This window comes from Myxacorys chilensis, from assembly GCF_059505265.1.
The window spans coordinates 1-12,773 of record NZ_JCACKG010000100.1 but is presented as its reverse complement, the minus strand read 5'-3'; the positions used below and the strand labels follow the sequence as shown (position 1 = coordinate 12,773).

Annotated in this window: 8 protein-coding genes and 2 pseudogenes; 1 reads left to right on the top strand and 9 read right to left on the bottom strand. The window is 48.7% G+C overall.

The window, feature by feature from the left end:
• Positions 1-359: 359 nt before the first annotated feature.
• From AC5JLB_RS07740 to AC5JLB_RS07730, 3 genes and pseudogenes are all read right to left on the bottom strand, one after another.
• A pseudogene (locus tag AC5JLB_RS07740) lies at positions 360-880 on the bottom strand (IS1 family transposase); the annotation flags it as partial.
• Between the two features lie 118 nt (positions 881-998).
• Positions 999-3,728, bottom strand: a complete 2,730-nt coding sequence (locus AC5JLB_RS07735) for a PAS domain S-box protein (RefSeq protein ID WP_495873253.1) — start codon at positions 3,726-3,728, stop codon at positions 999-1,001.
• A 267-nt stretch (positions 3,729-3,995) separates the two neighbouring features.
• Complete coding sequence (locus AC5JLB_RS07730; RefSeq protein ID WP_495873252.1) at positions 3,996-5,648, bottom strand: ABC1 kinase family protein; 1,653 nt, start codon at positions 5,646-5,648, stop codon at positions 3,996-3,998.
• A gap of 209 nt (positions 5,649-5,857) precedes the next feature.
• Here AC5JLB_RS07730 and AC5JLB_RS07725 point away from each other — a divergent pair, with 209 nt between their 5' ends.
• Positions 5,858-6,376: a hypothetical protein gene (locus AC5JLB_RS07725; RefSeq protein ID WP_495873251.1), complete on the top strand. Its 519-nt coding sequence runs from the start codon at positions 5,858-5,860 to the stop codon at positions 6,374-6,376.
• 22 nt (positions 6,377-6,398) lie between these two features.
• On the opposite strand, the gene AC5JLB_RS07720 is transcribed toward AC5JLB_RS07725, so the two are convergent.
• The 6 genes and pseudogenes from AC5JLB_RS07720 to AC5JLB_RS07695 form a co-directional block, all read right to left on the bottom strand.
• A complete protein-coding gene (locus AC5JLB_RS07720) occupies positions 6,399-7,004 on the bottom strand; it encodes a Uma2 family endonuclease (protein WP_495873250.1) in 606 nt (201 codons plus the stop codon).
• 79 nt (positions 7,005-7,083) lie between these two features.
• The gene (locus tag AC5JLB_RS07715; protein ID WP_495873249.1) at positions 7,084-8,424 is read right to left on the bottom strand and encodes a hypothetical protein; all 1,341 of its coding nucleotides are present in this window, start codon (positions 8,422-8,424) and stop codon (positions 7,084-7,086) included.
• Positions 8,425-8,808: 384 nt separating this feature from the next.
• Positions 8,809-9,351 (bottom strand): BON domain-containing protein, encoded by a 543-nt coding sequence (locus tag AC5JLB_RS07710; RefSeq protein ID WP_495873248.1) that lies wholly within the window; start codon positions 9,349-9,351, stop codon positions 8,809-8,811.
• Between the two features lie 102 nt (positions 9,352-9,453).
• A complete protein-coding gene (locus tag AC5JLB_RS07705) occupies positions 9,454-10,533 on the bottom strand; it encodes a DUF2382 domain-containing protein (protein WP_495873247.1) in 1,080 nt (359 codons plus the stop codon).
• A 301-nt stretch (positions 10,534-10,834) separates the two neighbouring features.
• Positions 10,835-11,278 carry a CAAD domain-containing protein gene (locus AC5JLB_RS07700; RefSeq protein ID WP_495873246.1) on the bottom strand — a complete coding sequence of 148 codons (444 nt, stop codon included), beginning with the start codon at positions 11,276-11,278 and terminating at the stop codon, positions 10,835-10,837.
• A 115-nt stretch (positions 11,279-11,393) separates the two neighbouring features.
• Positions 11,394-12,773, bottom strand: a pseudogene (locus AC5JLB_RS07695) (MFS transporter); the annotation flags it as partial.

Below are 12,773 nucleotides of genomic sequence, written 5' to 3'. Positions count from 1 at the left end.
GTACGAATTTGGATTACCCATTTAGCTATCGCTCCACACGTCTAGAACACGACCCGGTCTACAATTCTCTGGCGGAGGTCGGGCGAGTAGGGTTGCATAATCGCTAGCTTAGAGATGGCACTTTACATTACTCTAGCTTGTACCTCATTAGGCTGGAAAAGGCTGTAGAACCCATTTGAGATCTTTTAGAATAGGAATTAGGAACGCAAACTCGCCTAATTTAGATGCTATGCCCTATTCCAGCGACCTCACCGATGAGGAATGGGACCTCTTTGAACCCCTGTTGCTTAAAATCTTACCCAAGAAGAAACGGGAGTGCATCAAACTATAGTGGGATAAGTAACGAGTTCATGCCAAGTCTAAGGTTGTAGCGTTAATCCTGCTCGTTGCGCTGCCGTCGTCTTCAAGCGACTATGTTGCCAAATCCAGTTGAAATAACTCACCACCAATCGGGTTGTCACCTTCGTTTGCTCCCATACCTTGCCAATCTTGTTCTGTCTGCGATGCCATCGTCCGGTTTGTTGACTGATAATGCCATTCGTTCGCTCTAAGCGTTGTGTCTTGTCCTTGCTAATGCGATGGAGAATTTCGAGAGGTAAGACTCGTTCGTAACCGCCCCAAGCATCGCTATTGAAATGTTTACAGGCAGTTTTTCCTTCACTACTAACGACTAACTCCTCAATCAATTCATCGGTGTGTTCTCCAACTCTTGCTGCCAAAATCAATCCGCTTGAATCTGCCAAACTGGCTGCAATTCAACAATCGCCCGTTTCTACCTCTGCTGGGAGACACTGCTTTTGTTTTTTGAAACAAATGACCACAACTCATCTGCACTCACTTCCTCGGTTTGTACCGATTGAACCTCAGCGTTATGCACTAGCGGTTGCTCCATAGCCGATCCATCATGGGTTTTCCGCGTTCTACATCTTGGCGAAGCTGTTGATAGGACTAGGTTATCCTCTTGACTGATTCCATTCGCTTGTCCTCAACCGTTTTAGTTATAGGGAGACTGCTCCAGAGGGCTGACAAATAGGGATTTGAATCACAAATTCAGTCCCTTCTCCAAGTGTTGAAAAGCATTCCAGCTTACCCCCATGTTTTTCACTGATGATCTGATAACTAATTGCCATACCCATGCCTGTTCCTTTACCGACAGGCTTGGTTGTGAAGAACGGATTGAAAACCTGTCTTTGAAGCGTTTCTGACATTCCTGGTCCATTGTCAGCGATCGCAATGCTCACCCAGTTTGAATTAATAACTAATGTCCGAATCTTAATGCGACTAGGTTGGTCTTTGGTTTCCTGCTGCGTTCGGCTGGTGGCGAGTTCTTCCAAGGCATAGATCGCGTTATTCAAGATGTTCATCAGCACTTGATTTAGCTGTCCAGCGTAGCATTCAACTAAGGGCAGATAGCTATACTGCTTAACAACTTCAATTCCTGGCTGCTGGGCTGATTTTGCTTTCAGCCGACCATCCAAAATGACCAGCGCGCTGTCGATGCCCTCATGTAAATCAACGTGTTTCATCTCAGCTTCATCAAGGCGGGAGAAGTTTCTTAGCGACAGCACAATTTCTCGAATTCGTTCGGTTCCCATCTTCATTGAGGCAAATAGCTTTGGCAGATCCTTCTGAATAAACTCCAGGTCAAGGTTCTCAACCAGTGCTTGAATCGCCGGAGGGGGGCTGAGGACTTGAGTTTGATAGAGAGCCAGTAAGTTTAATAGCTCTTGAGCGTACTGCCAGGCGGGAGTGATGTTACCGTGAATGAAGTTAACTGGATTGTTAATTTCGTGAGCAATCCCTCCTACTAGCTGACCTAAACCAGACATTTTCTCGGCTTGAATCATTTGCATCTGCGTACGTTGCAGTTCTTGCAGCGTTTGCTCCAATTCCTCTGCTTTCTCTTTCAGGTCGGCTTCAGAACAACGCAGTGCTTCTTGGGCATAATACTGCTCGGTCACGTCACGGCTAAATCCCAGCATTGCAAAAATGTCTCCGTCTGAGCTGTGCAGTGGAGTTTTGCGGGTATCAAATATTCGTAGCGAGCCATCTGCAGTAGTCGCTAGATCATAGGAATTGTGAATCTTTTCACCTGCAAGCGCTGCTTGATCGTCAGAGCGAAATCCCTGAATCTTTTTCTCAGAGTTACCGAAGACTAGCTCTTGCGAGAAGCCTAGCTCCAGATCATCTTTGCCCAGCATCGCCTCTACAGGTTGCCCCAGGCCTTCTGCATAACTGCTATTGACCAGGACATAGCGGAAATCCTGGTCTTTGGCAAAAATCCAATCTTGGGTAGAATCAAGCACGGTTCGCAATAGGCGAGACTGATATTCGGTTTCTTGCAGTGCTGTTTGCAGAGCGGTTTCGGCTTGTTTGCGATCGCTAACATCCAATTGCAGTCCATCCCAAAGGGTTGAGCCATCGGCCTGGCGCTCTGGACGAGAAATCCAGTGCAGCCACTTGACCTGACCAGAAGGCATGATAAACCGCCCGACCCAATCCCACGGCTCAAGGGTTTGCCAAGATACTTGAATGGACGTGTAGAACGAGCCGAAATCATCAGGGTGAACACAATCGAGAATCAGGTTGACATTTTGCTGGGCGGCTTCAGGTTCTACTTCGTATAGGTCTTTGCAAAAAGCGTTAATGTACGGCAGCCTTGCCGTGCCGTCTGTCGCCATCCGAAACTGGAAAATTGTACCGGGTAGATTTTGAGCTAATCTTTGAAACCTGGCTTCGCTCTGACGTAAGGCTGTTTCCATACGATCGCGCTCAGCCTCCGCTTGTTTGCGATCGCTAATGTCGTGCATGGCAACAACTGCACCCAGTTTCTTCCCCGCCGCATCAAAAAACGCCTGTCCACTCGCCAGTAAAGTACGGGTTCGACCGTGCTTTACTGGCGCGATGACCATTTCAGCCTCGTGCACGATCTCTCCCCGAAATGCCCGAAACAACGGAATATCTTCTACTGGCATCGGCGTTTTCCCGTCTGCCAAGTAAAGATCAAAGTGTGCTGCCCACTCATCGGGTGGCAGAGGCGAGTCAGGCAAGCCATGAAAGACCTGAGTCGCGTGGTTAAACAGCATCAAATGCCCGGTTTCATCGCAGGCAACAATTCCGTCTGTCAGGTTGTCCAGTATCGCTTTGAGACGTTCTCGTTCTTTCTGCAAGTTTGCTTCTACTTGTTGCCGTTCGGCTTCAATACGCTCGTGTTCTAGGATTTCTTGTGTGAGCTTTTGGTGGCTCATCCTCAACTCAATCTGGCTGATCACTTGTCGACCGAGGGCCGCGATCGCATTGATTTGTTCAGAATCCAGCGTTCGAGGTTGGGTATCAATCACACAGAGCGTACCCAACGCAAAGCCGTCTGTGGTAATTAGAGGAACTCCTGCATAAAACCGGATGTAGGGTTCTCCTGTCACTAAAGGATTATTGACGAAGCGATCGTCCTCTCTAGCATCAGGAACCACTAAGACCTCAGGCTGCAAAATGGCATGAGCGCAAAATGCCAAGTCCCGATGGGTTTCGACGGCATCTAGCCCAACGGTTGATTTGAACCACTGCCGCTTAGCATCAACCAGACTCACCAGAGCAATTGGAGTTTTGCAAATGTAAGAAGCTAGGATAGCCAGATCATCATAAGCAGGCTCTGATTCTGTATCGAGAATGCCATAGCTAAGTAGCTTGGCAATTCTCTGGTCTTCATTGCTTGGAAACGCTGCTCTCATGTACGGATCCCCTGGGCTTGATTCTTGACATTGCTTCAATCATTCCCTGATTTTCTGTGACAAGATATCAGACTGACTAGTCTTGGCTGCACTCTCCGTAGCACTTTTGGTTGCCTAGAGGGTGTTATGCACTTTGAAACCAGATTTCAACAAACGGCTTTACCAGCTTAATGAATGCCTCTAAGAGCAATGTGACCATTAGTTTCCATGTTTTACGTTTCAGTTTCCTACTTTAAATGCTTCCGTACAGCCATAAACATTGGCGCACTACTTCAGTTGACCCGATCGCAGAATGCTAATCACGAGCCAAAGCCCGAGAAAGCTTGCCACCGCAAACAAAACATCACTAAGCCAATACACCTGGCTCGATTGAGTGTTAGCCGAAATGGTCGCGGCTCCGATGATCAACGCACCCACAACCACGCTAAACGACAATCGATTTGCTGACGATTCCATTGTTCGCCGGATTGGTTCTCCTTCTCGAACCGAGAGGTTCCATTGCAGCGTTTCAGACGTGACCCGATCGAGCAAAGATTCTACCTGACGCGGCGACTGAAGCGAGAGAGTCTTCAAATCTAACGCAGTTCGCAGCAACGCTACTAAAGGCGCTTCGCCAATAATTTGCCGCTGAAATACCTCGGTCATCATCGGGCGGAGTTTGTTCGGGATATTGAAGTTTGGGTCAAGCGCCCGCGCAATGCCTTCTAGGTTCGCGATCGCTTTTGCACACAGTCCCAAATTTCCTGGAATCCGAATCTTGTTGTTTCGCGCCACTTGCAGCACTTCGTACACCAGCTTGCTGAAGTTGACTTGAGTAATATTTAAGCTGTAGTAACGGCGCAGTAGCTGATCAAATTCGGTTTGGAGTTTGACGCGGTTGATTGGGTTAACCGAAGGCGCAAGTTGCAAAACGAGTTGGGTGCAGCGCTGCGCATCGAGATTGACGATCGCTAACACCAATTCCAACAAAATTTGCTGCGTGCGGGGGTCGATGCGTCCAACCATGCCGCAGTCAAACAAGGCAACTCGGCCATCCCGGAGATAGAACAAATTGCCAGGGTGCGGATCGGCATGGAAGAAGCCATCCAAGCAGATCTGTTGAAAAAACGCTCGCAGCAGCAGGGTTGAGATTTCTTCTCGTTCGCGGGCGGCATCTCCATCAAACGCTGGGTTGGTAAACGTGGCAGACAGCAGCGGAACGCCGTCAAGCCACTCCATCACGATCAGTTTGTCGGTGGTGTATTCCCAGTAGATGTCTGGAACGGTAATCCGGGTTGGGTCAAACCATCGGGTGTTGCTTAAGTTGTGGCGGAGTTGATCGGTATAGTGAGCTTCTTGCGTAAAGTCGAGTTCGGTTCTGAGAGCTTGCGTAAATTCTTCTGCGATCGCCACAATATCGTAGTACTGTCCAAAGTCGGTTTGTGCGACCAGCCGAGCAATAAAGCGAATCAGCGTAATGTCTTGTTCGATCACCGCCGATAAGCCAGGACGCTGAATTTTGAGCGCCACTTCACGACCGTCTTTTAGCGTCGCACGATGGGTTTGAGCGATCGACCCTGCCGCTACAGGTTGAAACTGAATGGCGGCAAATGTTTCTTCTAGCGATAATCGCAGTTGTTTCCGCAGCAAAACTTCGATTTCTGCCCAATCGACAGGCGGCACTTCTGCTTGGAGTGTAGAAAGCGCCTCAATATAGTCTGGTGATAGCAAGTCAGGACGAGTACTGAGCAACTGACCTAACTTGACGTAAACCGGACCTAATTCCACCAAAATGTTTCGCAGCACCGCAGGGGGCGGCAGTTTAGGCTCATCTACTTTTCCGCCTGTGAGTAGGCGTCGCATGTAGTCCCAACCGTTGCGGAGAACGACTTCAACAATTTCTCCTTGACGGGAACTGGTCTGGACAAGGCGTGAAAACATATTGGTGGCAGTGAGGTAGGTGGCAATAATAGGAAGCTAACTATACGACGCTTCGTCGGCATCTTTCCTCACCGTAGCTTAAATCCAGATGATCGAGGATGGAATTGTTCTCTAGACAGAAAACCAGGTCGCGGCTTGCGTTTGGGTAGGGGGGTAAACCGCCGTAACAACCGTCCCCCTCAAAGGCGGTAAAACAAGTTAGGGTGGGGGTGAATTTATCGATTTTGCTGAGCGGGCAGGATGCGGCTATGAATCGAATTTGGAGCGTCGCTGGAAAAGTTGCGGGCAGTTTGTTTCTGGTTAGTGGTGGAACGGTGTCGGTTGGAATTGTAATGGCACTGCTGTTGAGTCATCCGCCAGGATGGGCGATCGCAATTCTCTACACGCTGCTGATCTTTTTTGGTTTAGCGCCCTCTGCGATCGGAGGACTGTTGCTCTATATGAGTTCGATCGCCAAACGCCGTTCGATTCAAGATCGCTTCTTTCGCTTGTTGCAATTAAATAAGGGACGAATTTCGCTGGTTGAGTTTGCGAGTGTGGCGCGGTTAGAGCCTGCGATCGCGCGCCGTTATCTCGATCTGTGGGCGCGAGAATGCTTTGCCGATTTTGAAGTGACTGATACCGGAGATGTGTACTATGTCTTCTCAACCGAGCCGCTCAAACTACATTCCACGACCGGATTTGAAGCATTTCGACAAGCGCTGAGAGAGTTGGATCGATCCGTTTAACCGTGTCGATCTGTGCTGTCTTTCACTCCTGAGTTTGAGCATCTTCTGAACTGCTGAAATCGACTTTATCGTAGAGATCGGCTAGTTCGATTTGGCAAGGTACAGAGGCAATTTCGATTGGTTTCGTCTCGGCTTCGTATTCCCGAAACATCCATTCTCGATCAGCAGTTTTAATGTAGTGTTCAACATGCATTCTATCTTGATCGACGAGGAGGTATTCTCGAAACGAAGGAATGGTGCGATAGGCAGTGAATTTTTCGTCTTTGTCGTAGCTGCGAGTTGATTGAGATAGCACTTCCACAATTAGAAGCGGATTAATGAGAGTATCACGGCGACCCTCTTGATATTGAATAGGCTGCGCCATGAGCATGACATCAGGGTAAGTATAAATGCGCTTTTCAGGAATCCAAAGACGCTGATCAGTCATGTAGACTTCAAAAGGCTGACGCTTTAGCCCGACGTTGAGGCTACTGCTAAGATTAAGTGCAATTTTGTTGTGATTGGGAAGTCCGCCTGCCATAAGAGTAATTTCACCGTCGATGTAGGCATGTCGCTCTTCTGAGTTGACTTCAAATTCAAGATATTCTTCGGCTGTATAGCTGCGTTTCTCTTGAGCTTGCATGATCATAAGGGTGTAACTCCTAACAGGGTCAAGCGGTTTAATCGTAACCTTTACGGCATCGTATTCTCTATCCTCGTTTGCTGAACTATACAGGCAGTGCAGCAATATGGCGCTCCTCGACTGCAAATCCTTCTGCTTCTAAAAACGTTTTGACAGACTGAAGCTGAGTCATGGGTAGCTTTAAGATCGATTGATTTCCCTGTTTCTGAACGGATGTCTCTAACCAAGCAGCAGTGCGTTCTGCCGCAGTCTTGAACAGGACAAAATCTCCAGATAAGACTGTAATTTTGGCAACTCGCGAGTCAGCTTGCGATAACTGATGAGTTTGTCTACGGCGCTGAGATTCGTTGATTTTGTATCCCTGATTGACCAGATGCGATCGCACTGCCCCCAGTTGATCCATTGGTACTTTAACCATTTGATTTCCGGTCGCTTGCGCCACTTCTAACGGAAAATTGCACTGGTCAGCCACGATCGCAGCGGCCTCTCCAAACACAATTCCACCATTGCTGTAAATGGAGACATTTGCAACTTTGCCAGCTTCCCGAAATTCCAGCGCTACTTCATAGCCGTTAGACTCCAGCACCGCTTGGGCGCGATGCACATCATCTGAGGATAAAAGGACAAGCATGGGTAGAGGAGCGCCTGTTTTAGCTGTCGGTGCGGTGTAGCGCAACTCTTTATCTAAAAGCGCGGCAGCTTCTAGCGCATCATCACCCACCAAGACGGCACTTTGCATAGTCGAATCCGACACCAGCAGTTTGGCTTTCAGCTTTAGATCTTTGAGGGAAATATCAAACCCCAGTTGGACTAAGTGCGCTTTAGCACGCTTGTACTCTTGTCGCGTCATCACCAGTTTGGGGCGTCCTCCCGGCGTTTGTGATAATGCGCATCCCAACGCCTCGGCTACGTTCTGGGCAGAGGCATCAAACAGAAAATAGGTTTCCTCTCCGTCATCGTCTTCCTTGAGCCGAAAGACAGCTTTGGGTGGAAGATTGGATTGAATCTCGGCCACGGTGACGACAAACCCATCGGCTTCTAACAGTTGTTGCACTTCAGCGACTCGTTCTTTTGGAAATCGAACTAATGGCTTAGCCGATTTTTGAGTCTGCGAGAGCGGTAGTCCTAGCATCTCTGCTACGATCGGAGCCGCTTCACCCATGAGAGAAGCGGTCTTTTTTCCTAGCCCAATCGGGGCACGTTTCGTTCTAAGAATTGAAATTTCATAGCCTTGCGCTTCTAAAGCCGACTGGAGGATTTGAAGTTCGGCTAATTCTAGGCGAATGCAAGGGTCGCCATCCCGCGTTCGCTGTACCCGATCTGGCTGACTCAGAAGGTCTCCACACACGATCGCGGCTTGCCCAAACAGCATTCCTTGACCTGAATCTCCATTGCCAAATAAGCGAAACTTAACTGATTGAGTCATGCTCATTAATGCAGACAGTCTGCTTCCTCTGCAAAATCATAAATAGAATACTTGTACTATAGCATTAGAAAAAATATTAGAAAATGTCGTCCATTCTTTAAATTCAGTGTGGCAGAGCGAAAGGTAAACTCCAGAATTGGAAGTGCTGAGGAAATAGCAGCGACTATCTCTCTGAAAGTAACTATATCGCTACCCACTAGATCAACCCATGTTGTAGACCTGTGGTTTGACAAGATTGCATCGCCCTTGTCAAGACGCTATTGATCACGTTTTTGCGACGCGATATCGAAGCTGATTAACAGGTCTACAACGTTAGCGATACAAAAATCAAAGTGTCCACAGTGTAGAAACTATGGACACTTTTATAATCTGCTAACGAAGGACTTACTGCTTATTGGTCTGGTCTTTTATGGGTTCCTTTGTGTCAGACTTTGGTGGTTCAGGTTTTGCAGCAGATGCAAGCGCGGCTTTCACCTCAACACTTTTAACGCCTTTGATCTGCTTTGCCAAAGGCTCAATTTTCTGTAGTTGTTTGTCATCAACTACAGTTCCCGTGACTATAACAGCTCCATCTTTGGCATCAACCGCAAGAGCACTTGCGGGTAAATTCGCTTCTAGTTTCGATCTCACCTCGCTTTTAAGATCGCCATCGGCTCGCTGACCGTCATCGCCACCCGCCTGGTCGCGCTGTTCACGAGCGCGAATATCAGCATTCAACTGCTTACGGCGAGTCTCGCTTACCGCATCGTCTTGACCCGTTTTAGCCGTAGATTTGTCAAGCGTTTCAGCATTATTTGCTGCTCCTGGAGCGGGGCTGCTGGACTCAACTGTATCAGGGGCACTGCTACTTGTTTTTGCCGCGTTGTCGCATGCCACTACGCCTGCCGCTAAAATGCTACCAAGTAGCGCTAGAGTCAATTTTTTCATTGCCTTGAGTTATTAATGTGTTTGAAATAGAGCGAGAGTAGCAGCACAATCGACAAGCTGAATCAACTCGAGACGATTGCGTGTGACTACTTCGCAAGTTGTTTACGCGCGATCGCGAGTGTTCGTATTTCTAGGATCATTAACGGTAGGATGACCCTGGGTATCGATATTGAGTTCTTCCCGACGTAGAGTTTCTTCAGCCCGGACTGTTTCCTGAGTGACTTCTTTATGAATATCTACTTCCTCACGCACGAAAGCTTCTTTGCGAATTTCCGGAGTTTCTTCATAGACCTCCACTCGCACTGCTTCGCCCTCGTGAAAGGCATCGCTACCTGAAGCTACTGCTGCATCGGTCGGCGTGACGCGCTCGATCACGACCCGCTCTTTTTCGATGGGAACAGATACTTGTGCAGTTTCAGTCTCAACTCGCTTATTGACAGCAACTTCCCCAACTTTCTCACGGTCTTTGTCTACCACCAAGCGTTCTTCGTACAGCTTGACCGATTCGTCTCTGGTTGCGCGATCGCGTTGGTTTAAAGTAGCGTCGCTCGACGTAAGAGGAGCTACGGCTGGCGATGTGCGATCGACAGCGGTTTGGCTTTGGTTGGCGGTTGCAACGGGAATATCATTAACCGCCCAATCTCGGATGCCTTGACGCTTAAGCAGTGTTTCAGCCCGATGAATTTCGTCTGCTGTACCATCGACAATCACTAAATAGTCACCTTTCTCAACTCGCTCATTGTAATGCCGAGCTTCTTTCTCAGGAACGCCTAGCCCAATGAGTCCGCCAAGTAATCCGCCGCTTGCCGCTCCGATCGCGCCGCCTGCTAGAGTCGTTGCGATCGCGGTTGCTGCTGCGCCTGCCAACATGATCGGACCCACTCCAGGAATAGCAAGTGTTCCTAGACCAACCAGCAGCCCAGTCAAACCGCCTAGCGCGCCTCCTGATACTGCACCAACGCCTGCACCCTCATCTGCCTTGTTTCCTACCCGCTCCTTGACCTCTGCACCTGCTAGGCCATCTCGATGATCTGTGTCGCGGGTAACAACAGAAACATGATCCATGTTAAACCCGGAAGCACTGAGTTCGTGAAGAGCATTTTCAGCATCCCGACGGCTCGAAAATACGCCAACCGCTCGTCTGTGATTGCCTGCAAGTTCGTTGCGCTGATTAAAAACCATTATTTTAGTTCTCCTAAAGTATAAATCGTGAGTTTAGAGCGTGTAGAGCAATGCCTGATGACATGCGACTCCATTGATACAAAGTTCGACGTAGAAGTGTCTCTGTATTGCGACACGTTTGAAGCTCTGCCGGTAGAGTGATTAGCCAATGGATTGCGATCTCGGACGCTAACCCATTGGCTTGACCTACAGGGAGTACAAGGATAGTGGTGGCAGACCGTTTCAAACGTGAGCTTCAACCTTTAGATATTGAAATCAAGTACTGCTAAATTAAGCTTCACCGCTCTTTTAGCCTCACTTCTTAGCTTTCTAGTATCTCGGTTTTAACCTGACCAAAGTACTGAGAAAGCTCCTGGCGGTTAGATGCTTTGAGCAAGTAGCGATAGACAAACCAACCTGTGTAGCCCATGCCGACTAACTCAAGCAATGGTGACAATAAAGGAACACTTGCAGCCACATCGAGCAGCGCACTAAATAGAGCCAAGGTTAGCTGAACTCCCACGATCGCGAGCAGAATCCAACCCAGCATGACGAAAATAGGCTTGTACTGCTGCCAAAAACTAGAAACATAGCTGAAAGGATCTCTAAAGAAGGCTGAGATCTTATGCTTGTTGTGTGACCACCATTGCGATGCCTCAAGTGTTACATCTTGGCTGCTTGACGATTCTAGGTCTGACGCCGAGTTCAGGGATAGAGATTCGTTCTGAAGAGCGACGGTTTCAGTTTCTGGTGTTTCTGTATACATGATTAGTCTCCTTGTATTAGGTGTTGTTAATTTAATTTGAATGTTTTGCTGAAAGCGTTACTAAAGCGATCAAAAATGAATAATTTTTGATCGCTTTAGACGATTTGTTATGGCACTACACTGCAATGAAGCCTGCGATCGCAGAGGCAACTAGGGACGAGAGGGCGGCACTAAACAGCCACCACGCTGCACCTGCTGCCACTTTTTGAGTTTCAATGGCCTGCTTTTTGGCTTGATGTTGAATCGACTTGATTCGGTTTTGAGCTTCTTGCTGGATGCGTTCAGCACGGTGTAATACGCTGCTTCTCACTCCTTCAACTTGGTCAATAATTCGGTTAACATCTGCTTCCGAAACGTCCTCACGGGCACTCAAAACTGACACCAAGGTATCCCGATCGAACGCACTCAAGCGATCGCGCAGGGCTTCAAAGCCAGCTTGAGGGTCATCAAACAAGGTACTGAAATCTTGCTTAATGCCGTCGTAGTTGAGTTCGGGGCGCTCTAGCGAGTTGAGAGAGTCCCGAAGTCTACTGAACACTCTGTCCACACTGGATTGAACAGTCTGCTGCACCTTTTGGATCTGTCCAACGATCGACTTGAAGACAGACTCGATTTGATCTGCAATCTGATTAGCTTCTTCTTCAGAGAGATCTTCTCGTTGAGAGAGCAGGGCGACAAACGTCGAGCGATCGAACTGCGAGGCGCGATCGCCTAAGCTGCCTAGTCCTGCCTGCGGATGCTGAAGCAAGAGTTGCAGATCGCGTTTGATGCCCTCTGGATTGAGTTCTTCTTTCTGAGTGTTCCGCAAGTAGTCTTCTAGACTTGCTTCAAAATTCACTGCCTGTTTTTGGGCACGGCTGGCGAGACGACGAGGAGCCTTGACAGTATTGCGAATCGCGGTTTGCACCTGATCAATAGTCTGGTTAATTTGCTCCTCGCTCAGGTTCCCCTGCTGAGTCAACAGTTGCACCAGCGTATCTCGATCGACTTGAGCAAGGCGACCTTGCAGAGCAGATGCTCCTGCTTTCGGGTCATTCAACAATGTGGTGAGATCCCGTTGAATGCCGTCTGGATCAAGTTCATCTAGATTCGTTTGGCGAAGGTAATCTGCGATCGCGCTAATGGTCTGCTGGTACTGCTCTTTCGCTTTGCCCGCAACTTGTCCTGGAGCGTGAAGAATGCGATCGCGAATCGATTCGATCTGATTCAACACTTGGTTGATTTGCTCTTCGTTGAGGTCTTGGCGTTGGCTCAGCAGTTGCACCAAGGTATCGCGATCAAATTGCGAAAGTCGTTCTCGCAGTGCCCTCAGTCCGGCTTGCGGATCGTTGAGCAACGCGCTGAGTTCCCGCTCAATGCCCTCTGGATTGAGTTCTTCTTTCTGAGTGTTCCGCAGGTAGTCTTCAACCCTCGTTCTCAGTTCTTGCGCTTGAGATTGCACCCGCTCTTGCGCTTCTCTTGCGTCTGACAACACGCGATCGCGCGTACTCTCAAG

What these genes read in the sequence shown, in the direction of transcription:
- AC5JLB_RS07735 (WP_495873253.1), bottom strand. Translation starts at nt 3,728, where the DNA reads ATGAGAGCAGCGTTTCCAAGCAATGAAGACCAGAGAATTGCCAAGCTA.
- AC5JLB_RS07730 (WP_495873252.1), bottom strand. Translation starts at nt 5,648, where the DNA reads ATGTTTTCACGCCTTGTCCAGACCAGTTCCCGTCAAGGAGAAATTGTT.
- AC5JLB_RS07720 (WP_495873250.1), bottom strand. Translation starts at nt 7,004, where the DNA reads ATGATCATGCAAGCTCAAGAGAAACGCAGCTATACAGCCGAAGAATAT.
- AC5JLB_RS07715 (WP_495873249.1), bottom strand. Translation starts at nt 8,424, where the DNA reads ATGACTCAATCAGTTAAGTTTCGCTTATTTGGCAATGGAGATTCAGGT.
- AC5JLB_RS07710 (WP_495873248.1), bottom strand. Translation starts at nt 9,351, where the DNA reads ATGAAAAAATTGACTCTAGCGCTACTTGGTAGCATTTTAGCGGCAGGC.
- AC5JLB_RS07705 (WP_495873247.1), bottom strand. Translation starts at nt 10,533, where the DNA reads ATGGTTTTTAATCAGCGCAACGAACTTGCAGGCAATCACAGACGAGCG.
- AC5JLB_RS07700 (WP_495873246.1), bottom strand. Translation starts at nt 11,278, where the DNA reads ATGTATACAGAAACACCAGAAACTGAAACCGTCGCTCTTCAGAACGAA.